We start from the raw sequence: 22,015 nt of genomic DNA on the forward strand, positions 1-22,015 counted from the left end.
AAATTTAAAATTGGAGGAGAGAAAATGGTAAATCTAGGAAACGATTGGGATGAAGTACTAAAAAATGAGTTTGAGAAGGAATATTATCAAAAGTTGAGAAAATTTCTAATAGCAGAATATAAAACTGAAACTATTTATCCAAAAATGGAAAATATATTTTCAGCATTAAAACTTACTAGTTATAAAGATTGTAAAGTATTGATTTTAGGACAAGACCCTTATCATGGTCCTAATCAAGCACATGGATTGGCATTTTCAGTGAATATAGGAATAAAAACTCCTCCATCACTGCAAAATATGTATAAAGAATTAAGAGATGAATTAGGATTATATGTACCAAATAATGGGTATTTAGTTCCTTGGGCAGAACAGGGGATACTTCTTTTAAATACTGCTCTTACTGTAAGAGCAGGAGCAGCAAACTCTCATTCAAAAATAGGATGGGAAATATTTACAGATAATATAATTAAATATTTAAATGATAGGGAGGATCCAGTTATATTCGTTTTATGGGGAGGAAATGCAAGAAAGAAAAAATCTTTTATTAATACTGATAGACATTATATACTTGAAGCAGCACATCCAAGTCCTCTGTCAGCTCATAATGGATTTTTTGGTTGTGGTCATTTCAAAAAAATAAACGAAATATTGAGTAGTTTAGGTAAGAAAGAAATCAATTGGCAGATAGAAAATATATAAATAGAATGAAATATCAGTTTGTCTTTTATTTAAGTTGTATTAAATAAATGTTGTTGTCACAAATATGACACAGATGTTTAATATAATTGTGTAAAAGAGGTTATAAACTGGAGGCTAATTATGAAGTATATTAGTATGTTGATTTTAATATTTTCTATTTCTACTCTATGTATATATGCTGATGAAATCATAATTGATGGATGTACTGTTTACTTCAATGAATTAAGCAGCGAGCAGAAAGAGGAAGTTATAGAGCTTAGAGAGGATCTTTTGGTTAAATCAAATGAAATAAAAGATCAACTGAAAAGTATTAGATACAAGATACAACAGGAAATGAGAAAAGAAACTCCAGATTGGGGATATATGGATGATCTTAATAAGAGATTTTTTGCTTTGCAAGGGCAACTCACAAATGAACTTTTAAAGTATAAAAATAAATTAGAAGAAATCACATACCAAAATAATTCAAAACCAAATTCTTTAACTACTATAGATTAGTCTTTTTCTATGAAAATGATAAAATTTATGTTAGAATTATTACAGTATCAAAATTTCTTTTTAAGGAGAATATAAGATGGAAAAATTTCTTAATGGACTGGAATATGAAATTTTAAAAGATGTAGTTAAAGAAGAAGAATATACTGGGATAGAGTATGATTCTAGAAAAATAAAAACTGGGGATATATTTGTTGCTTTAGAAGGTGCAATATCTGATGGACATAATTATATAGAACAAGCAGTAAAAAATGGAGCAAAATGCATATTAGTGTCTAAAAAAATAGAAACAGCTTTTCCAGTTAAATATATTTGGATTAAAGATCTAAGAAGAAAATTAGGAGTGTTAGCTTCTAATTTTTATAATTGGCCTCAAAAAAAATTGAAAATAATAGGAATAACTGGAACTAATGGAAAAACTACAACAACTTATCTGATAGAGTCTATACTGGGAAGTGATAAAACTGCAAGGATAGGAACTGTAGAATATAAAATAGGAGATGAAGTAATAGAGGCTCCTAATACTACTCCAGAATCTTTGGATATTGTGAAGATGTGCAAGAGATCTGTAGAAAAAGGAATGGAATATCTTGTAATGGAAGTGAGTTCTCATGCTCTTGATCTTGGTAGAGTGGATATGCTTGAATTTGATGTAAGTATGTTTACTAACTTGACTTTAGATCACCTTGATTTTCATAAAACAATGGAAGATTATTTTCAGGCAAAAAGAAAACTTTTTACAATGATGAAAAAAGGTTGTGAAAAGAATTGTGTTATCAATATAGATGATTTATATGGAAAAAGACTTTCTTCAGAGTTTGGAGGAATTTCTTATGGTATGCACAATGAAGGAAGAGTAAGAGGAAAAATCGTAGAGTTTCATGGAGATGGACAGGAAGTAGAATTTCATATAGATGATTTTTCAACAAGAATAAAACTCGCTATACTTGGAAGATATAATGTGTACAATGTACTTGGAGCAATTTCTATAGCATTGCTTTTAGGAATAAAAAGGGAAATTGTTCTTGATAAAATAAAAAAATTAAAAGGAGCACCAGGAAGATATGAATTAGTAAACTGTGGACAGGATTTTACAGTAATTGTAGACTACTCACATACAGGAGATGCTCTTGAAAATATATTGAAAAGTATAAATGAATTGAAAAAAGGAAAAGTAATAACAGTTTTTGGATGTGGTGGAGACAGAGATCCAAGCAAAAGACCTGTTATGGGAGAAATAGCTGAAAGATTGAGTGATATTGCAATAGTGACATCAGATAATCCAAGAACAGAGGATCCTCACAAAATAGTGGAACAAGTACTGGAAGGAATGAAAGGAAAAAATCATATTGTGGTGGAGGATAGAGATCATGCTATATCTAAAGCTATAAAATTAGCAGAAGCAAAAGATATCATTCTTATAGCTGGAAAAGGACATGAAACTTATCAAATATTGGGCAGAAAAAAAATACATTTTGATGATAGAGAAATAGCCAGAAGAGAGATAGTGAAAAAGAAAAAGATGAAATAAGGGGGAATCATGCTGGTAAGTGAAGTAAAGAAAGTTAAAATAGGAAAAAATATAGAGATTGGTGGCAATAATAGATTCACTTTGATAGCAGGTCCATGTGTAATAGAATCTGAAGAATTAGTAATGGAAGTAGCAGGAAAAGTAAAAGAAATATGTAACAAATTAGGAATAAACTATATATTTAAAGCTTCTTTTGATAAAGCTAACAGATCATCTATCCATTCATATAGAGGACCTGGAATAGAAGAAGGACTTAGAATATTGCAAAAAGTAAAAGATATATATGATCTTCCAGTTGTAACAGATGTACATGAAGTATGGCAGTGTAAAAAAGTAGCAGAAGTAGTAGACCTTATACAGATACCAGCATTTTTATGCAGACAGACAGATTTACTCATAGCAGCAGCTGAAACAGGACTTCCTGTAAATGTAAAAAAAGGGCAGTTTCTTGCTCCATGGGATATGAAAAATGTAGTAACTAAAATGGAAGAAAGTGGAAATCCTAATATTATGCTTTGTGAAAGAGGAAGCACTTTTGGATATAATAATATGGTAGTAGATATGAGATCTTTCATGGAAATGAGAAAATTTGGATACCCAGTGGTATTTGATGTAACTCATGCAGTACAAAAGCCAGGAGGGTTGGGAACAGCTACTTCTGGGGACAGAGAATATGTTTATCCATTAATGAGAGCAGGACTTGCAATAGGAGTAGATGCAATATTTGCAGAGGTACATCCAAATCCTGAGAAAGCTTTGTCAGATGGACCTAATATGCTTTATTTATCTGAGCTTGAAGAGATACTGAAAATGGCAGTAAAGATAGATGATCTTGTAAAAGGAAGATAATAGGAGATGACAAAGGAATGGATATAATTAATTATGCCAAGGAAGTTTTTGATTCAGAAATAGAAGAGTTAAAAATAGTAAGAGATAAAATTAATAGAGAGATAATAGATGTGGTGGAAGAAATACTGAAATCAGAAGGAAAAGTAGTAGTAACAGGTATAGGAAAATCAGGATTGATTGGGAAGAAAATAGCTGCTACGCTCGCTTCAACAGGAACGCATTCAGTATTTATGAATTCAGCAGAAGGACTTCATGGAGATCTTGGAATGATATCTAAGGAGGATATAGTTATAGCTATATCAAATAGTGGAAATAGTGATGAAATAGTTGCCATAATTCCATCTATCAAGAAGATAGGTGCCAAGATAGTTGCTATGACAGGGAACAGAAATTCAAAACTTGGAAGAGAAGCAGACTATATATTAAATATAGGAGTAAAGAGAGAGGGATGTCCTCTTAATCTTGCACCAATGTCATCTACTACAAGTACATTGGTAATGGGAGATGCTCTTGCAGCAATCCTTATTAAAAAAAGAGATTTCAAACCAGAAAACTTTGCATTATATCATCCAGGAGGAAGTCTGGGAAAAAGACTTTTAATGAAAGTAAGAGATGTGATGCATAAAGAGGATATGCTTCCTCTGTGTGATAAGGAAAGTATAATAGACGATGTAATATTAACAATGACAGATAAAAGACTTGGAGCTGTCTGTGTAATGAATGGTGATCTGATGGTTGGAATAATCACAGAGGGAGATATAAGAAGAGCTTTGAAAAGAAGAGAGGAATTCTTTGGATTTAAAGCAAAAGATATTATGACTAGAAACTTTACTAAGGTAGACAGTGAAAGTATGGCAATAGATGCACTGGAACTTATGGAAAATAGAGAAAGCCAAATATCAGTTCTTCCCGTATTTGACAAGGATAAATTAGTAGGAATGGTAAGAGTACATGACCTTTTAAATGTTGTAGGAAGATAATTGGAAAATAGTTGACATGGGAAGTAAATTTTTATATAATCTTAGATATATACAAAAATTAAATTTTTAAGGAGTGATAATAATGATAACTAAAGATATGAATATTCTAGAAGCAGTTCAACAATACCCTATATTAGCAGATGTATTTAGAAAACATGGATTGGGATGTGTAGGATGTATGATAGCTGCTGGAGAAACTTTAGGAGAAGGAATTTCTGCTCATGGATTAGATGCAGATGCTATAATAGCTGAAGCTAATGAATTAGTAGCAGCACAAAAATAATCAAATTATTAAAAATAAAAGGCAGATTTTATAAAAATCTGCCTTTTTTAGTATCTATAAGCCATTTTTATAAAATATATTATTGACAAATAAGAAATCATATGATATCATAATTAATGCGTGGAAGGTTATCCTAACTGGTAAGGAACCGGTCTTGAAAACCGGCGTCGCAAGACTTCAGAGTTCGAATCTCTGATCTTCCGCCAGATATGATGGTGAAGTGGCAGAGTGGCCTAATGCACTCCCCTGCTAAGGGAGAGTACCTATAAACGGTACCGAGAGTTCAAATCTCTCCTTCACCGCCATTTGTAAATTCAGGTAGGTGACTACCTTTTTTTTATATAACCCTGTGCATCCATAGCTCAATTGGATAGAGCGTCTGACTACGGATCAGAAGGTTAGGGGTTCGACTCCTCTTGGGTGCGCCATTTTTATTAAGATAATAAGACTGTGATCTAATTAGGATTATGGCCTTTTTTATTTGAAATAAAACTGGATTAAGAAAAGGAAATATAAATCCTGAATTTAAGATAGAAAAATTTATTTGCAAAAAATTATAAATTTTCAAAAAATAAAAAAGGAAAGTATATAGTTTTAGCAGTATAAATATAATAGATACAAAAAAATAAATTATGAAAATATGGGTAATCTATTTATTTAAACTAAAATAATAACTAGGAGGAAATGGCATGAAAAAATATGAATGTAAAGTATGTGGATATATTTATGATCCAGTTGAGGGAGATCCTGATGGAGGAATAGCTCCAGGAACAGCATTTGAAGATATTCCTGATGATTGGGTATGCCCTTTATGCGGAGTAGGAAAAGACGATTTTGAAGCAATCTAATAAAAAATTAAAAGATATAAGGCAGGATGATTACATTCTGCCTTTTTGTTTTTAAGGAATAAAAGAGAATATATAGCAACTTTAACTAAACAAATTTTAAAATAAAAGCAACTGCTGATATGTAGAAGAGAGTAAAATTTTATGTTAGAATAATAAAAAACAGCATAAGGGGGAAGAATGAAGTACAAAAGCAGTTTTTTTATAATGATATATAATTTTATCTGGAGCATATTGGGATGTGCAGGAATAATATTTTTTCTAACATATGTACTATCAATATTTGTATATATAAGATTTTCTTATTTATACCCAATAGGAATAATAATTTTTATAGTTTGTGCCATTTATTCTATAACAGTAGGATATATTACTGTAGACATAGGAGAAAAGGAAGTCAGCATAAAAAGTCTGATATCTAAAAAAGAAAAACTAGAATTTGACAGATACCTTTTTTCATCAAGAGTATGTACTCATTCTGTGAATTTTATACCAACACAGAAAGAGAGATTTTTAATTATATTTGATGGAAATGTTGAAAGAGAGATAAAGCTTTCAAACTTTTCTAAAAAATCATTTGATAAGGTATTGTCTGTTTTAAATAAAAGGACATTGGATAAAGAAGAGATAAAAGAAACACTGAAAAAAGAGATATTCACTATTCCAAAGGAAGATATTTTAGAAGAGCATATGAGATTACTGAAAAAATATATAATAATAGCAACAGGAGCAGCTATAGTTTTAAGCAGTGGACTTTATTTCTTAATTAAAAAAAATTCTGGTGGAAAAGAATTAACTTCGTTTTTTGGAATGATGGTTTTATTCAATATTTTAATGTTTGGAATACCTGGGATAGCTATATTTTGTGAATATATAAGGAAGGGAAATGAAACTCCTGAAAGGATACATGTAGATATAGACAGTATTAATATTGATGGAAAAGTTTATAATATGAGAGAGATAAAAAAGATAGTTGCTACTCCAGCCTCATATGAAGAGGGGCTGATTGGAAAAAATTTCAGGAAAATAATCATTCATACAGGCAGAAATAAAAAAATACTGCATTTAGGTGCAAGGGCAGTTGTTGGAATAAATAAAATAGTTTATGAAGAATATAATGAATTATGTAATATTATAGAAAAATCAGCTGCAATGAATGATGTAGATTTTATATACGATCTCTAAAAAATATTTATATAGAAAAAGGATATGTTTCTGGACAACAGAATAATTCTATAAAGTAAAATTTTTTATAAAATGTTTTTTAGGAGGAGTATTTATGGCAGAGGATAAAGATAAAAAGGGAATGATAGTTTTTACAAAATTCAGTCCTTATACAGTTGTGGATACTAAAATAGAAAATTACAAAGGGGAAGAATACGAAACACCAAGAACAGTTTCATTGTGCAGATGTGGACATTCTAAAAATAAACCTTTCTGTGATGGTACTCATGCAAGAGGAGTAGAGTTTAATAATGAGAGAGAAGAAGAAAAAACTAGAGGAATAAAAGGGTATAATGGAGAAAAAATAGTAGTATATTTTGACAAATATATATGCAAACATGCTGCTAAATGTGTAAAGGGCTATCCAGAAGTATTCAACCCAGATAAAATTCCTTGGATAGAAATGAAAAATGCAACAGATATAGAAAAATTAATAAAAGTAATAAAAAGCTGTCCATCAGGAGCTCTTTCATATCAATTAGAAGGTGGAGAAAGAGAAACAATTTATCATGATGTAGAAAAAATAACTATTGAAAAAAATGGTTCTATAAATATCACTGGTGGAGTAAAGGTGATAGATGATAATAATTCTGAGGAAATATTAGATAGCAAAGAACACTACTCACTATGCAGATGTGGACAATCAAAACATAAACCTTTCTGTGATGGGACTCATAAACATATAAACTTTAATGATGAAGAATAAAAATATGAGAGGGATGATTCTAAATTTTAGAATTAAACCTCTCTTTCTTAATTAAAGCTCTAATTTAAAATATAATACATTGTCTAAAGGGTTTTCATAATATGCATTAACTTCATGAAAACCAGACTTTTTATAAAGAGCAACAGCTCCATGTAAGTTTGAAAGAGTATCTAATACCATATATTTGTATTTCAGTTCATGAGCATCTTCTATTATTTTATCTACTAATTTTTTTCCTATTTTCAAATGTCTATATTCAGGTCTGACAAAAAGTCTTTTCATTTCACAGCCATTTTCTTCAAATTTTCTTAGGGCAATACAACCAGCAGCGTTGTTGTTATAATATGCAATATATAATCTTCCATAGGGCATAGCATACTTTCCAGGAAGATTTTTTATTTCATCATCATATCCTTGAAAATTAAGATTTACACCTAGCATAGTAGTATATTCATTAAAAAGCAGTTTTACATTTGCTAAATCATCATAAGCGGATTTAATATCAATTTCCATTTTTCCCTCCTGAATGTTTTTATGATATTTTAACGCATAATAGTTACAAAGTCTATAAGTTTAATGAAAAAATAGTTTTTTCAATTTTTTTATGGTATAGTTTAAATATAACTGAAAATGGGAGGAAGAAATGAAGAGATTTGTTATTGAAGAGAAAGTATTTGAGATGTTTCCTCATTTGGAAATAGGAGTTTTATCTTTTAAAGATGTTGATAATAGTGGAATTGGAAAAGCAGACATGCTGGAAAATGTATGCAAATCTCTTTATGAAAGATTAAATTCTGAGGGTGAGGCAGAGGGATACATAAAAGAATACAGTCTTGCTATGAAAAAATTTAAAACTAAAAAAGGTGCTAAAGCTTCAATAGAGGCAATGGCCTTAAGAATTGCAAAGGGACACATATTAGGCTCTATAAATCCTCTTGTAGATATATATAATGTAATATGTCTGAAAAATCTTGTTACATGTGGAGGAGAAGACATGGACAGGATAGAAGGGGATATGGTATTGTGTTTTGCAAATGGAGATGAAGAGTTTATTCCTTTAGGAGAAGAGGAAAATAAGCCTCCTAAAGAAGAGGAGCTTATATATAGAGATGATAAAGGAGCAGTAGTAAGAGGATGGCTCTGGAGAGAGGCTGACAGAACTAAAATAACAGAGAATACTAAAAATGCTCTTCTTTATATGGAATTAATAGATGGAAATAGAAAAGAAGAATTTAAAAAAATAGTAAAAGAATTGGAAGAACTTGTACTTAAAGAATTAGGAGGACAATGTAAATCCACTATAATAAATAAAAATAATCCTATATGTGAAATAGGATAGTATATAAAAAAAGCTTGACTTTATTTATGTTTCTGATATAATAATAAAGGAACTAAATAAAAGTTGGATAAAGAAGAAACGCCTGTTTCTCACCTTTTGGGTCTTAGGGCTTACATTAGGTATAAAAAAAGATTTAATAGAGTACGAGATTTTAATCCTCTATATTTCAATTTTAGGAGTAATAACAGGGCGTAGTATTGTCCTGTTTTTTTTATTGTGTAACTAAATGGAGGTGTTGAATTATTTCTGAAAAAATTAGAATCAACGAAAAAATTAAAGGAAGAGAATTTAGAATTATCTCTTCAACTGGTGAACAATTAGGAGTTATGTCAGCTAATGAAGCTTTAGAGTTAGCAAGACAGGAAGATTTAGATCTAGTTGAGATTTCACCTACTGCGAAGCCCCCAGTATGTAAAATAATGGACTTCGGAAAATACAGATATGAACAAACAAGAAAAGCTAAAGAAGCTAAGAAAAATCAAAAGCAGGTAGTAATAAAAGAAGTAAAAGTTACTGCTAGAATAGATACTCATGATTTAGAAACAAAAATGGGTCAAATTGAAAAATTCTTATCTAAAGAAAATAAGGTAAAAGTTACTTTAGTTCTATTTGGAAGAGAAAGAATGCATGCAACACTTGGAATAGATACTCTAAATGAGATAGCAGAAAAATTTGCTGAAGTTGCAGATGCAGATAAAAAATATAATGAAAAACAGAAACACATTATATTAACACCTAAAAAGAGTTAATAATTATATTAATATTTATATATTCGAGAGGAGGGTATTATTATGCCAAAAATGAAGACTCACAGAGGAGCAAAAAAAAGAATTAAAGTAACAGGGACTGGGAAATTTATAGTTAAACATTCTGGAAAAAGCCATATCTTAACTAAAAAAGATAGAAAAAGAAAAAATAGCCTAAAGAAAGATTTAGTAGTTACTGACACTTTAAAGAAACATATGCAAGGGTTACTACCATACGGAGTAGGAAGATAATAAATAATTCAAATTATTGAGATTTATATTTAGGAGGAAAAAACAATGAGAGTTAAGACTGGTATAGTTAGAAGAAGAAAACATAAAAAAATATTACAAGCAGCAAAAGGATTTAGAGGAGCATCTGGTGACGTTATAAAACAAGCTAAGCAAGCTACAATGAAAGCAGCAGCTTACTCAACAAGAGATAGAAAAGTTAACAAAAGAAGAATGAGATCACTTTGGATCATCAGAATAAACTCAGCAGCTAGAATCAATGGATTAACTTATTCAACTTTAATCAATGGATTAAAAAAAGCTGGAATTGTATTAGACAGAAAAGTTTTAGCAGATATTGCTTTAAACAATGCAGCTGAATTCACTAAATTAGCTGAAACTGCAAAAGCTGCTCTATAATTAATAAAATTATGAGAATATAAGGGAGTATTTTTGATACTCTCTTTTTTTATTTTTTGAAAAAATTATTTTGAAGATATATTTAGAAAATATTTGACAAGTTGTATTTTTTTATGATAATATTAAAGTATAAATACGTATATAAGAATTATGTGCGAATATACGAACAAAAATATAAAAAGGGGGATAAAATGATTTACTACATACCACCAATTAATCTATTAGGAAGAGGGTGTCTTGCTGAACTTAAGCAACCACTATTAACAACAGGATGTAAAAAAGCTTTAGTTGTAAGTGATAAATTTCTTACAGGAAATGGAACAGTAAAAAAAGTAACTGATATATTAAAGGAAGCAGGTGTAGATTTTGTTGTTTATGATGAACCCAAACCAAATCCTACAGTAAAAAATGTAGAAGATGGATATAAGATATTAACTGATGAAAAATGTGACCTTGTTGTAAGTATTGGAGGAGGATCACCTCAAGACTGTGGAAAAGCTATTGCTGTACTTGCAACTAATGGTGGAAATATAAAAGACTATGAGGGAGTGAACAAAACTAAAAATAAATCACTTCCTATAATAGCTATAACTACTACAGCTGGAACATCTGCTGAAGTAACTATCAACTATGTAATAACTGATGAAGAAAGACATGTAAAAATGATTATGGTAGATACAAACTCTTTGGCAGCAATAACAGTAAATGATCCTGAGCTTATGATGAGCAAACCTGCTCCTCTTACAGCAGCAACAGGAATGGATGCTTTAACTCATGCTATAGAAGCAGTTGTAGCTAAAGGAGCTATGGATGTTACTGATTGTACAGCTCTATATGCTATAAAAGAAATTTTTGATTATCTTCCAAGAGCAGTAAAAGATGGAAGTGATATAGAAGCCAGAGAACAAATGTGCTACTCTTGTTTTTTAAATGGAATAGCATTTAGTAATGCTGGACTTGGAAATGTACATGCAATGGCACATCAGCTTGGAGGATTATATGATCTTCCTCATGGTGTATGTAATGCTATGCTTCTACCAATAGTAGAAGAAGAAAATGCAAAGAATGCTCCTGAAAAATTCAGAGTAATAGCTCAAACTATAGGTTATGATGTAAATGGAAAAACTGATAAAGAATGTGTGGATTATGTAATTAGAAGAATAAAAGCACTTTCTGAGGAAGTAGGAATACCAAAATCATTAAAAGATGTAGGAGTAGATAATCCAGATTTTGAATTATTAGCAGAAAATGCTATGAAAGATGCCTGTGCTGGAGCGAATCCAGTATACTTTGATAAAGAAAAACTTATAGAATTATTCAAAAAAATATCTTAATAAAACTCTTTCCACTCAAATGAATAAATAAAATAAAAAACAAGCAGAAGAGAAAATAGAACTTTTTTGGAATGCTCTTTTTGAAACATTAGATGCTTATGGAAACGTAACATTAAAAGATTGAGGAGTATTTGCTAAAAAGAAGGAGCTCCAAGAAAGGGATCAATTCTAACTAAAGAAGGTTATTTTTATACTGAGCCAAAAATAGTAATAAAATTTAGAGAAGGAAAAGGTCTAAGAAAAAGAATAAATGAAAAAACTGAAATTACTGAATAATTTTTTATAGAAAATAAAGACAGCTTTGATTTTAAAGCTGTCTTTTTATAATTAAAAATTAGAAAAGCTCAATAACTTTAACAGGAATTTTATCATTGTCATTGAATAATTTATCATAGAGAATAAATTCTTTTATATAAAATAGTTGAAAAAAGTTAAAATATGTGTAATAATATCGCTATATGTTGTAATACGTGTTGATGAATTCACAAGATATTGTACTTAGGAGGAAAAATGATAAAAGTATTTGGTAAAGAAGGATGTAGTAAATGTGAGTCTTTAAAAAAGACTTTAGATAATAAAGGGATTGAGTATGAATATATTCAGGATTTGAAAACTTTAATGACTGTAGCCAGTAAGAACAGAATTATGAGTGCACCAGTTATTGAAAGAGATGGGGAATACTATCCAATGGAAAAATTTTTAGAGGTTATATAATGAGAGAAGTAATAAATAGAGCTGGAATAAGAGAAAATTTAGATATAACAAAAATAAGAGAAAAACTTGTAAGAGCCTGTAAAGGACTTGAAGTCAGTATGGTTGAATTGGAAAGTTATATAGAGTCAATATACCAGGAAAATATAACAACAAAAAAAATACAAGAATCCCTTATAAATCAAGCTGTTACAATGACAAGCTTTGAAGAAAGCGATTGGACATATGCAGCTGGAAGGCTTCTTATGATGGAAACTGAAAGAGAAGTTTTTCATAAGAGAGGTTTTTCATATGGAGAGTTCTATAAAACAATAAAAACTCTTACAGAAAACGGAATATATGACAGCAGACTTCAGGAATATACAGAGGAAGAAATCAATGAACTGGAAAAAGCTATTGATATATCAAGGGATATGTTGTATGACTATGCAGGAGCTAATATGTTTACAAATAGATATCTCTTAAAATTTAAGGGGAATATCTATGAGCTTCCACAGGAAGTATTCATGTGTATAGCTATGCTGTTAGCAATAAATGAAGAGGACAGAGTTGCAGTAGCCAAAAAATTCTATAATGCTTTATCATTAAAAAAAATATCATTAGCTACACCTATTCTGGCAAATTTAAGAATACCAAAAGGAAATCTATCATCATGCTTTATCACTGCAATGGATGATAATATAGAATCTATTTTCTATAATATAGACACTATTGCTAAAATAAGTAAAAGTGGTGGTGGAGTGGGACTTAATATTTCAAGAATCAGAGCTAAGGATTCCATGGTAAATGGATATTATAATGCAAGTGGCGGAGTTGTTCCATGGGTAAAAATAGTAAATGACACTGCTGTAGCTGTAAATCAGCAGGGAAGAAGAGCAGGAGCTGTAACAGCAGCCCTTGATTCTTGGCATCTGGATATTGAGCTGTTCTTAGAGCTTCAGACAGAAAATGGAGATCAAAGAGGAAAAGCTTATGATATATATCCTCAGGTTGTATTATCTGATTTGTTTATGAAAAGAGTGGAAGATAATTTAGAGTGGACATTGGTAGATCCATATGAAGTACGTAAAAAATATGGAGTAGAATTATGTGAACTTTATGGAGAAAAATTTGAAGAAATTTATGATAAATTAGAAAAAGATGATTCTCTGAAGCTTAAAAAAGTAATAAAAGCCAGAGAATTATTTAAAGAAATAATGAAAGTGCAGATAGAAACAGGAATGCCTTATATCTTTTTTAAAGATAGAGCAAACCTGATGAATCATAACAGTCATAAAGGAATGATAGGAAATGGAAATCTGTGTATGGAGAGTTTTTCTAATTTTTCTCCAAGCAAAAACTTTGCAGAAGAAACTGCAGAAGGAAATGGAATAAGAACTGTAAAGCTGGGAGAAGTTCATACATGTAATCTGGTATCTCTGAATATGGCAGAAATAATGAGAGAGGAACTTGAAAGTATAGTTGATACTGCTGTGAGAATGCTTGATAATACTATAGATTTAACAAAAACACCTATAAAGGAATCAGATAAACATAATATGAAATATAGAACTATTGGTGTAGGAACTATGGGATTGGCAGATTATTTAGCAAGAGAATTTATGATTTATGATGAGTCAATGAATGATATAGATGAGCTTTTTGAAGAAATTGCTCTATACAGTATAAAATCATCAGCACTGCTGGCTAAAGACAGAGGAGAATATCCAATGTTTAAAGGGTCAATGTGGGATAGAGGATTATTTTTCCAGCAAGATAAAGAATGGTATATAAAAAATTCAAAATATGCAGATAAATGGAGTGAAGTATTTGAACTGGTGAAAAAATATGGAATGCGTAATGGGGAACTTACTGCAATTGCACCTAATACATCAACATCACTTCTTATGGGGGCAACAGCTTCAGTTAATCCTACATTCTCAAGATTCTATATAGAAAAAAATCAAAAGGGAGCTGTGCCAAGAGTAGTAAAATATTTGAAGGACAGAGCATGGTTCTATCCAGAATTTAAAAATGTAAATCCTCAGACATATGTAAAGATAATGAGCAGAATAGGAAAGTGGACTACTCAGGGAGTTTCAATGGAATTGATTTTTGATTTGAATAAGGATATAAGAGCAAAGGATATCTATGATACTCTTATGACAGCATGGAAAAATGGCTGCAAATCAGTTTACTATATAAGAACAATTCAGAAAAATACTAATATAATGAATGAAAAAGAGGAGTGTGAAAGCTGCAGTGGATAGAAAAAAACTTTTTAATCCTCTAGGAGATGATTCTCTGTCTAAAAGAAGAGTAATAAAAGGTGACAGTACAAATATATTTAATCTTAACAATGTTAAATATCAATGGGCAAACCAGCTTTATAGAACAATGATGGGAAATTTCTGGATACCAGAAAAAATAGACTTAACACAAGATAAAAATGACTATAAAAATCTGACAGATCAGGAAAAGGAAGCTTATGATGGGATTTTATCATTTTTAATATTTCTTGACAGTATTCAGACTAATAATATTCCAAATGTATGTGACTATATAACAGCTCCCGAAATAAATCTAATACTTTCTATACAGACATTTCAGGAAGCGATACATTCTCAATCTTATCAATATATAATAGAATCTATTCTTCCCAAAGAAGTAAGAAATTCCATATATGATAAATGGAGAGAAGATAAAATTTTATTTGAAAGAAATAAATATATTGCTGAAATGTATCAGAAGTTTTTGGAAAATTCTAATGATGAAAATTTCTCAAAGGTTATAATAGCAGATTATCTTTTAGAAGCAATATACTTCTATAATGGATTTAATTTCTTTTATCTTTTGGCAAGCAGAAACAGAATGATGGGAACATCAGATATAATAAGGCTTATAAATAGAGATGAATTATCTCATGTAGTTATTTTTCAGCATTTATTAAAAGAAATAAGAAATGAAAATCCAGATTTTTTTAATGATGAAGAAATCTATGATATGTTTAGAAAAGCAGTGGAACAGGAAATAAACTGGACTAATCACATAATAGGAAATCAGATTTTGGGAATAACAGAGGAAACAACAGAGCAATACACGAAATGGCTGGCTAATGAAAGATTGAGAAGCATTGGGCTGAAGCCAATATATGAAGAATTCAATAAAAATCCATATAAACATTTGACAAAGTTTGCAGATACAGAAGGAGAAGGAAATGTTAAAGCAAACTTCTTTGAAGGTACAGTGACAAGCTACAATATGAGCTCATCTATAGATGGGTGGGATGAAATATAATAGAGTAAAAAATTTTTTTATGGAAAAGGTTTCAAGATAAAATTGAAGCCTTTTTTATTTTGTAGAAAATTATAGAGAATTGAGAAAGATACAAGTTTATACTTGTTGAAAGGTGTATAAAATGCGATTTTACATTTTTATGAATTTTTAATACTATATAGCTATAAGGAAGATAGATTGAGATTTGAAACTATAGTTTTAATTAGTGGTATGGTTCTAAGGGTATTTTTAATTTGGGGTTGGACTTGGAGGGATGAAAATGAAAGAAATGACTAATTTAGATATTATATTTGAAATGTATGAAAAACCATATATAAAAAAAGAGGAAGAGAAAAAAAGCAGTTATTATGAAATAACCAATTTTGATATCATACTTTATGCATCTAAAAAAATTGAAGAAAGAACTGAAATGAGAAAGAAAATAGAAAAGAATAAATCTGATGAAATGAAAGGTTCTTTTTTCAATGGAAGATTGGGAACAAGTAGATAATTTTATAAATCAGATCTGATATTTACAAAATATCAGGTCTTTTTTATTTTTTGTAAAACGAATTAGATATAAAATTAACAAAAAAAATATAAAAATAAAATTGCATAAATTATATAAATAGAAAATGATAAAAACCAAATTAGTTAGATTTTTTATAAATAAATATCTTAAATTCTTGATGTATATTTTTTCAAAAAATAAATAAATGAAATTTAAATTCTATTCAACTAAAATAATGGTTGACATACGTTGTGTAAAGGAGTATAATCCTAACAATATCAAAAAGTTTTGTAACTCATGTACTTAAATAATGGTACTTTTTTATTGCGTGTATCAATAAGAATAGAGATTACTAAGAAGATAATTAAATTTAAGGGGGAACTTATGAAAAAATATTTTGTTGTATTTTTTGTGTTTTTATTTTCAGTATTAAGCTTTGCAGCTGATTACCACATTGGAGTGGTAAGCGGAACTGTATCTCAATCAGAAGACAGCCTTCGTGGAGCTGAAGAACTAATAAAAATGTATGGTTCAAGCGATAAAGGTGGAATGGTAACTCATGTTACTTATCCAGATAACTTTATGCAGGAAATGGAAACTACTATTTCTCAAATGGTAGGATTGGCAGATGATCCTCAAATGAAAGTTATACTGGTAGCAGAAGCTATTCCTGGAACTGTTGAAGCTTTCAGAAGAATAAGAGAAAAAAGACCTGATATACTATTAATAGCCAATGCACCTCATGAAGATCCTGAAATTATAAGTGACGCAGCTGATTTAGTAACTAACCCAGATAACGTAGCAAGAGGATATTTAATTGTAAAAGCTGCTAAAGAGATGGGAGCTACTAAATTTATGCATATATCTTTCCCAAGACATTTAAGCTATGAATTATTATCAAGAAGAAGAAATATAATGGCAGAAACTGCTAAGGATCTTGGAATGGAGTTTATAGATATGTCAGCTCCAGACCCAGTAAGTGATGTTGGAGTAGCAGGAGCTCAACAATATATATTAGAGCAAGTACCTAACTGGTTAGAAAAATATGGTAAAGATACAGCATTCTTTGCAACAAATGATGCTCATACTGAGCCATTATTAAAAAGAGTAGCTGAGGTTGGAGGATACTTTGTAGAAGCTGACTTACCATCTCCTACAATGGGGTACCCTGGAGCTTTAGGAATAAAATTCTCTGAAGATGAAAAAGGGAATTGGCCAAAAATATTAAAGAAAGTTGAAGATACAGTAGTAGCAAAAGGTGGAGCTGGAAGAATGGGAACATGGGCTTATTCATATAACTTTATTTCTGTAATTGCTTTAGGAGAACATGCAAGAGCAGTTGTAGAAAAAGGTGTAGATGCTACTGATTTCGACTCTATCATGGATTCATTGAAAAAATTTACTCCAGGTGCTGGATGGAACGGAAGCAACTATACAGATGTTAATGGAGTAGAGAAAGATAACTTCTACTTATTATATCAAGACACTTATGTTTTAGGAAAAGGTTACATGAATATGACTAATGAAACTGTTCCTGAAAAATATTTCAAAATAAAATAATAAGGGAGGGGTAATCCCCCTCCTTTAATTTTCAAGGGGTGAAAATGTGGATAAAGTATTATTGAAAATAGAGGGGCTTTCAAAGTCTTTTGGAGAAAATGTAGTATTAAAAGATATAAATTTGGAGGTTAAACCTGGTGAAATAGTAGGACTGGTAGGAGAAAATGGAGCTGGAAAATCTACTTTGATGAAGGCTATTTTTGGTATGCCAGTTATTTCAGAAACAGGAGGGTATGGAGGAAAAATAATCTTCAATGGAGAAGAAACTCATTTTAAATCTCCATTTGATGCTCTTGCTGTAGGAATAGGAATGGTTCATCAGGAATTTTCTTTAATACCTGGGTTTAAAGCAAATGAAAATATAGTTTTAAATAGAGAGTCTACTGCCAACAGCTTTCTGGAAGGTTTTTTTGGGGAAAGAATAAGAAGTATAGATTCAAAGAATATAGAGGAAAGAGCAGATAATGCAATTTCTCAACTGGGTATAGAAATAGATCCTAATACTGTTATCAGTGAAATGCCAGTGGCACACAAACAATTTACAGAGATAGCTCGTGAAATAGAAAGAGAGAAAACAAAACTTCTGGTATTAGATGAGCCTACTGCTGTTTTAACAGAGGAAGAGGCAAAAGTATTGCTTGAAACTATGAGAAGATTATCTGAAAAAGGAATTGCTATAATATTTATTACACATAGGCTGAATGAAATAATGGATGTATGTGATACAGTTGTAGTTTTGAGAGATGGGCTTTTAATCAATGCTGTAAATACAAAAGAAACAAATGTAAATCAGATAACAGAATGGATGATAGGAAGAAAAATGGGAGAGTCTGAAGAGAAAGTTGAAACTTTAGATGAAAACAAAGAAACTATTCTTTCTGTAAAAAATTTCTGGGTGGATATGCCAGGAGAAATGGTCAAAGGTCTGAACCTTAATATTAAAAAAGGGGAGATATTAGGACTGGGAGGTATGGCTGGTCAGGGTAAAATAGGAATAGCTAATGGAATAATGGGACTGTATGATGCAAGTGGAAAAGTAGAGTTTAAAGGACAGGGTATTAAATTAAACAATCCTAATAATCCATTAGAAAAAGGAATATTTTTTGTTTCAGAGGACAGAAAAGGAGTAGGGCTGCTTCTTGAAAGTTCTATTGAAGAAAATATAGCCTATCCAGCTATGCAGATACAAAAAAAATTCTTCAAGAAGAGATTTGGAGGCTTGTTCAATCTTGCAGATGAAGAAGCAATGAAGGAAAATGCTCAGGACTATATAAAGAAACTGGAAATAAGATGTATGAGTGAAAAACAGAAAGTTCAGGAGTTAAGTGGAGGAAATCAACAGAAAGTATGTCTGGCAAAAGCTTTCACTATGGACCCTGAAGTTTTATTCGTATCAGAACCTACAAGAGGAATAGATGTAGGAGCTAAAAAATTAGTTTTGGATACTTTGAAAGAGTATAACTCAACTAAGGGAACAACTATAATAATAACATCTTCTGAAATAGAAGAGCTAAGAAGTGTATGTGACAGAATCGCAATAATAAATGAAGGAAGAGTTGCTGGAATACTACCACCTACAGCAGATATATTAGAATTTGGAAAAATGATGGTAGGAGTATCAGAGGAGGGAAACAATGAATAATATAAAAACTATGTTGAAGAATGCAGGGTGGCCTAGAATAATAATAGCTCTGTTTCTTTTATCTATGTATGTAGTTTCTCCCTTTATAGGAATAAATTTAAAATCAGCTTTAGGAGATACATTAGTAAGATTTGGAATGAATGCAATATTAGTTTTATCTCTTGTACCAATGATACAGTCTGGAACAGGACTAAATTTTGGAATGCCTCTAGGAGTAGAAGCGGGACTTTTGGGAGCTGTAATAAGTATAGAGATTGGACTTAGTGGATTTGCAGGTTTTATAGGAGCAATAATAATATCAATACCCTTTGCTGTTTTATTTGGATGGTTATATGGACATATCCTTAATAAAGTAAAAGGTGGAGAGATGATGATTGCTACATATATTGGATTCTCATCTGTTGCTGTCATGTGTATAATGTGGCTTGTTCTTCCATTTAAAAGTCAGGATATGATCTGGGCTTATGGAGGGGAAGGACTTCGTACAACTATCAGCGTTGAGAGCCACTGGCATAGAATTCTTGACAAGGTGCTCCATATGCCTAGTGATATGCTTCCAGTGGGAGAAATAGTATTTTTTGCTATTTTGGCTTTTGGAATGTGGGTATTTTTCAGATCAAGAACAGGTTATGCAATGAAGGCTGTTGGAACTAATGATAAATTTGCAAAGGCAACTGGAATCAATATAGATAAGATAAGAATAAAATCTGTTGTTATGTCTACAGTACTAGCAGCAGTTGGAATAGTAGTATATCAGCAAAGTTTTGGATTTGTACAGTTATATCTTGCACCATTTTATATGGCATTCCCTGCTATAGCAGCAATTCTTATAGGGGGAGCCTCTGTAAATAAAGTTACTATTGTCAATGTTATAGTTGGAACATTTCTATTTCAAGGGATACTGACAATGACACCTACAGTTGTTAATAATATAATCCAGACAGATATGTCAGAAACAATAAGAATTATAGTATCTAATGGAATGATATTATATGCTTTGACAAGAAAGGAAGGTGCTGGAAGTGGAAAATAAAATTAAAAAATTCTTAGTAAATAATGTAGTTCCTATATTTATGGTAATAATAATACTTTTGTCTATACCAATATCTGGATTGAGTATAGAGTATCTTATTCAGGAAATAATTCTAAGATTATCTCGTAATCTTTTCCTTGTACTATCTCTTTTGATACCTATAATAGCAGGAATGGGACTTAACTTTGGTATAGTATTGGGAGCGATGGCTGGACAGATAGCCCTTATATTCATAACTGACTGGAATGTAGTTGGACTTCAGGGCTTTTTTCTTGCAGTGATAATAACTCTTCCAATAGCAGCTTTTATGGGATATATAGGTGGAGTTGTTTTAAACAGAGCAAAGGGAAGAGAAATGATTACATCTATGATACTTGGTTTTTTTATAAATGGTGTATATCAACTTTTAGTTCTATATGGAATGGGAAAAGTTATACCTATAAAAAATGAAGCCATACTTCTTTCAAGAGGACATGGAATAAGGAATGCAATAGATTTGAAAAATATAAGAAGAGCTTTAGATGATGGAATCGTATTTAATATAGGGCAGTACTCAATTCCTGTATTAACTATTCTTGCCATAGTACTTTTATGTATCTTCATAGTATGGTTCAGAAAAACTAAGCTTGGTCAGGATATGAGAGCAATAGGACAGGATATAGAAGTATCGAAATCTTCTGGTATAGCAGCTGACAGAACAAGAATACTGGCTATTGTTATTTCTACTATTCTTGCAGGGATAGGGCAGTTGATATTCCTCCAAAATATTGGAACTATGAATACATATAACAGTCATGAGCAGATAGGAATGTTTGCTATTGCTGCTCTTTTAATAGGGGGAGCAACTGTATCTAAGGCTAGTATTCCAAATGCTCTTAGTGGAGTTATCCTTTTTCATACTATGTTTGTCCTTGCTCCAAGAGCAGGAAAAGAACTCATAGGTTCAGCACAGATAGGAGAATATTTTAGAGTATTTGTATCTTATGGAATAATTGCATTGGTTCTTATTCTTCACCAATGGAGGAGAGAGAAAGAAAAAGAAGCAGAAAGGAAAAGAGTGCTTGAGATGAACTCTAGTCAGGCAGGTGGTAATTAATGAAAATAGTGAGAAACTGGATAATTTTAATAATTGTCCTTATAGGAATTGCTGCTGCTCTTTTTGTCAGTGGGAAACAGCATAAAGTATTTATAGACAATAAAAAAGCTGGAGAATATGCAGCTGTGGAAGTTTCATATTCTATAAATGGAGAAAAGGCAAAAAAAATCAGAGTAAATAAAAAGGCTATGGTATATGTAAAAGGACCTAAGCATAAATTAATTATTGAATTCAAAGATAATACTGGTAAAAATGTTACATTGGAAAATGAATTTAAACTTACACCAACTGAAGATGCAACTATCTACCTTCCTCTGTTAATAAATGGAGAAGCAGACTGGATAAAAAGCGACAATTAATTCAAGTATAAATATAATATTAAAGGCTCTCTTTTTTGGAGAGCTTTTTGTTTCTTTTGACTAAAAAGTGCCAAAAAAAAGTTATCTTTTTTTCAATTAGTATGGTATAATATATTGTTATTTAATTGAAAAAAAATATGTCTTTTTTATATATTTATAATAATGTTCT

The 22,015-nt window shown here is 30.7% G+C and carries 24 protein-coding genes and 3 tRNA genes; 26 read left to right on the forward strand and 1 reads right to left on the reverse strand.

All coding sequences use genetic code 11. The features are described 5' to 3' along the window. Nucleotides 1–24 precede the first annotated feature (24 nt). The 12 genes from E0E45_RS16390 (at nt 25) to E0E45_RS16445 (ending at nt 7,612) form a co-directional block, all read left to right on the forward strand. Nucleotides 25–699: a uracil-DNA glycosylase gene (locus E0E45_RS16390; RefSeq protein WP_130892122.1), complete on the forward strand. Its 675-nt coding sequence runs from the start codon at nt 25–27 to the stop codon at nt 697–699. 120 nt (nt 700–819) lie between these two features. Next, on the forward strand, nt 820–1,197 hold the full coding sequence (locus tag E0E45_RS16395) for a hypothetical protein (RefSeq protein WP_130892123.1): 378 nt from the start codon (nt 820–822) through the stop codon (nt 1,195–1,197). Between the two features lie 76 nt (nt 1,198–1,273). Then, complete coding sequence (locus E0E45_RS16400; protein ID WP_130892124.1) at nt 1,274–2,725, forward strand: UDP-N-acetylmuramoyl-L-alanyl-D-glutamate--2,6-diaminopimelate ligase; 1,452 nt, start codon at nt 1,274–1,276, stop codon at nt 2,723–2,725. 9 nt (nt 2,726–2,734) lie between these two features. Continuing rightward, complete coding sequence (gene kdsA, locus E0E45_RS16405; RefSeq protein WP_130892125.1) at nt 2,735–3,574, forward strand: 3-deoxy-8-phosphooctulonate synthase; 840 nt, start codon at nt 2,735–2,737, stop codon at nt 3,572–3,574. A gap of 17 nt (nt 3,575–3,591) precedes the next feature. Continuing rightward, on the forward strand, nt 3,592–4,554 hold the full coding sequence (locus E0E45_RS16410) for a KpsF/GutQ family sugar-phosphate isomerase (protein WP_130892126.1): 963 nt from the start codon (nt 3,592–3,594) through the stop codon (nt 4,552–4,554). An 82-nt stretch (nt 4,555–4,636) separates the two neighbouring features. Further along, on the forward strand, nt 4,637–4,837 hold the full coding sequence (locus E0E45_RS16415) for a DUF1858 domain-containing protein (RefSeq protein WP_096404252.1): 201 nt from the start codon (nt 4,637–4,639) through the stop codon (nt 4,835–4,837). A 122-nt stretch (nt 4,838–4,959) separates the two neighbouring features. Then, nucleotides 4,960–5,043, forward strand: a tRNA-Ser gene (locus E0E45_RS16420). An 8-nt stretch (nt 5,044–5,051) separates the two neighbouring features. After that, a tRNA-Ser gene (locus tag E0E45_RS16425) sits at nt 5,052–5,142 on the forward strand. Between the two features lie 46 nt (nt 5,143–5,188). Further along, nucleotides 5,189–5,265, forward strand: a tRNA-Arg gene (locus tag E0E45_RS16430). A gap of 261 nt (nt 5,266–5,526) precedes the next feature. Then, complete coding sequence (gene rd, locus E0E45_RS16435; protein ID WP_130892127.1) at nt 5,527–5,685, forward strand: rubredoxin; 159 nt, start codon at nt 5,527–5,529, stop codon at nt 5,683–5,685. 177 nt (nt 5,686–5,862) lie between these two features. Next, complete coding sequence (locus tag E0E45_RS16440) at nt 5,863–6,867, forward strand: hypothetical protein (protein WP_130892128.1); 1,005 nt, start codon at nt 5,863–5,865, stop codon at nt 6,865–6,867. Between the two features lie 94 nt (nt 6,868–6,961). Then, nucleotides 6,962–7,612 carry a CDGSH iron-sulfur domain-containing protein gene (locus E0E45_RS16445; protein WP_130892129.1) on the forward strand — a complete coding sequence of 217 codons (651 nt, stop codon included), beginning with the start codon at nt 6,962–6,964 and terminating at the stop codon, nt 7,610–7,612. 51 nt (nt 7,613–7,663) lie between these two features. Here E0E45_RS16445 and E0E45_RS16450 read toward each other — a convergent pair whose 3' ends face one another. After that, nucleotides 7,664–8,125 (reverse strand): GNAT family N-acetyltransferase, encoded by a 462-nt coding sequence (locus E0E45_RS16450; RefSeq protein WP_130892130.1) that lies wholly within the window; start codon nt 8,123–8,125, stop codon nt 7,664–7,666. Nucleotides 8,126–8,255: 130 nt separating this feature from the next. Here E0E45_RS16450 and E0E45_RS16455 point away from each other — a divergent pair, with 130 nt between their 5' ends. The 14 genes from E0E45_RS16455 to E0E45_RS16520 all read left to right on the forward strand — a co-directional run bounded on the left by E0E45_RS16455 (nt 8,256) and on the right by E0E45_RS16520 (nt 21,846). After that, nucleotides 8,256–8,951 (forward strand): B3/4 domain-containing protein, encoded by a 696-nt coding sequence (locus tag E0E45_RS16455; RefSeq protein ID WP_130892131.1) that lies wholly within the window; start codon nt 8,256–8,258, stop codon nt 8,949–8,951. 239 nt (nt 8,952–9,190) lie between these two features. Next, nucleotides 9,191–9,700 carry a translation initiation factor IF-3 gene (gene infC / locus E0E45_RS16460; protein WP_227371443.1) on the forward strand — a complete coding sequence of 170 codons (510 nt, stop codon included), beginning with the start codon at nt 9,191–9,193 and terminating at the stop codon, nt 9,698–9,700. Between the two features lie 42 nt (nt 9,701–9,742). After that, nucleotides 9,743–9,949: a 50S ribosomal protein L35 gene (gene rpmI / locus E0E45_RS16465; RefSeq protein ID WP_005949770.1), complete on the forward strand. Its 207-nt coding sequence runs from the start codon at nt 9,743–9,745 to the stop codon at nt 9,947–9,949. A 45-nt stretch (nt 9,950–9,994) separates the two neighbouring features. Further along, nucleotides 9,995–10,345: a 50S ribosomal protein L20 gene (rplT, locus tag E0E45_RS16470; RefSeq protein ID WP_130892132.1), complete on the forward strand. Its 351-nt coding sequence runs from the start codon at nt 9,995–9,997 to the stop codon at nt 10,343–10,345. A 191-nt stretch (nt 10,346–10,536) separates the two neighbouring features. Next, on the forward strand, nt 10,537–11,679 hold the full coding sequence (locus E0E45_RS16475; protein WP_130892133.1) for an iron-containing alcohol dehydrogenase: 1,143 nt from the start codon (nt 10,537–10,539) through the stop codon (nt 11,677–11,679). A gap of 510 nt (nt 11,680–12,189) precedes the next feature. Then, nucleotides 12,190–12,393, forward strand: a complete 204-nt coding sequence (locus E0E45_RS16480) for a glutaredoxin family protein (RefSeq protein ID WP_130892134.1) — start codon at nt 12,190–12,192, stop codon at nt 12,391–12,393. Continuing rightward, nucleotides 12,393–14,639 (forward strand): ribonucleoside-diphosphate reductase subunit alpha, encoded by a 2,247-nt coding sequence (locus tag E0E45_RS16485; protein ID WP_130892135.1) that lies wholly within the window; start codon nt 12,393–12,395, stop codon nt 14,637–14,639. The genes E0E45_RS16480 and E0E45_RS16485 overlap by 1 nt, the downstream gene beginning before the upstream one ends. After that, a complete protein-coding gene (locus E0E45_RS16490; protein WP_147391528.1) occupies nt 14,632–15,666 on the forward strand; it encodes a ribonucleotide-diphosphate reductase subunit beta in 1,035 nt (344 codons plus the stop codon). Before E0E45_RS16485 ends, E0E45_RS16490 begins: the two co-directional genes overlap by 8 nt. A 259-nt stretch (nt 15,667–15,925) precedes the next feature. Continuing rightward, nucleotides 15,926–16,156, forward strand: coding sequence for a hypothetical protein (locus tag E0E45_RS16495; protein WP_130892137.1), 231 nt, complete (start codon nt 15,926–15,928; stop codon nt 16,154–16,156). 384 nt (nt 16,157–16,540) lie between these two features. Next, a complete protein-coding gene (locus tag E0E45_RS16500) occupies nt 16,541–17,716 on the forward strand; it encodes a DUF3798 domain-containing protein (protein WP_130892138.1) in 1,176 nt (391 codons plus the stop codon). 46 nt (nt 17,717–17,762) lie between these two features. Further along, nucleotides 17,763–19,358, forward strand: a complete 1,596-nt coding sequence (locus E0E45_RS16505) for a sugar ABC transporter ATP-binding protein (RefSeq protein ID WP_130892139.1) — start codon at nt 17,763–17,765, stop codon at nt 19,356–19,358. Nucleotides 19,359–19,368: 10 nt separating this feature from the next. After that, a complete protein-coding gene (locus tag E0E45_RS16510) occupies nt 19,369–20,391 on the forward strand; it encodes an ABC transporter permease subunit (RefSeq protein ID WP_172604238.1) in 1,023 nt (340 codons plus the stop codon). Next, on the forward strand, nt 20,381–21,487 hold the full coding sequence (locus E0E45_RS16515; RefSeq protein WP_130892141.1) for an ABC transporter permease: 1,107 nt from the start codon (nt 20,381–20,383) through the stop codon (nt 21,485–21,487). The genes E0E45_RS16510 and E0E45_RS16515 overlap by 11 nt, the downstream gene beginning before the upstream one ends. Next, nucleotides 21,487–21,846 (forward strand): DUF6672 family protein, encoded by a 360-nt coding sequence (locus tag E0E45_RS16520; protein WP_130892142.1) that lies wholly within the window; start codon nt 21,487–21,489, stop codon nt 21,844–21,846. Before E0E45_RS16515 ends, E0E45_RS16520 begins: the two co-directional genes overlap by 1 nt. Nucleotides 21,847–22,015: the final 169 nt, after the last annotated feature.

The organism is Fusobacterium ulcerans ATCC 49185 (assembly GCF_900683735.1).
GTDB lineage: Bacteria > Fusobacteriota > Fusobacteriia > Fusobacteriales > Fusobacteriaceae > Fusobacterium_A > Fusobacterium_A ulcerans_A.